The 564-nt window shown below is 66.1% G+C and carries 1 protein-coding gene; it reads left to right on the forward strand.

Annotated elements, in window-relative coordinates; translation table 11 throughout:
* Window positions 1-22 precede the first annotated feature (22 nt).
* On the forward strand, window positions 23-564 hold a 542-nt coding region (truD, locus tag OP496_RS18320), incomplete at its 3' end, for a tRNA pseudouridine(13) synthase TruD (protein ID WP_280565429.1).

The raw sequence follows: 564 nt of genomic DNA on the forward strand, positions 1-564 counted from the left end.
ACTGAGCGACGTGGGAATGGAGGTGCACGTTGCACGACGCCATCCACGCAAGCTCAAGCGCGGCGTGCATCGCGCCAACCATTTTACGCTTCGTCTGAGCGGCGAGATTGCCGCACATCCCGACTTGGCGCGTCGTTGGCGAACCCTGTGCGCGGATGGCGTGCCCAATTACTTCGGTCCGCAACGCTTCGGTCGCGAAGGGCGCAATTTGATACTTGCTCAGAAGGCCTTTGCACGCGGTTGGCGCAAGCGTGACGACCCTCATGGGATGCAGCTTTCGGCGGCGCGTAGCTTCCTGTTCAATGAGGTGCTGGCTACGCGCCTGCGCGCGCAGACCTGGCGGACGCCGCGTCCGGGGGATGTGCTGGCGCTGGCGGGAACGGCCAGCCGTTTTGCGGCCGACGAGGTCGATGCGGTCTTGAATGAGCGCGCCGCGCGCGGCGACGTCACGCCCACCGGCCCGATGTGGGGACGCGGACGTCTGGAGAGTGGCGCGGAAGTGGCCGAGGAAGAAACGCGCCTCGTGGCGCGGCATGAAGCACTCATGCAGGGACTGGAAGCCGC

The organism is Chromohalobacter sp. 48-RD10 (assembly GCF_029889785.1).
In the GTDB taxonomy this organism is placed as follows: domain Bacteria; phylum Pseudomonadota; class Gammaproteobacteria; order Pseudomonadales; family Halomonadaceae; genus Chromohalobacter.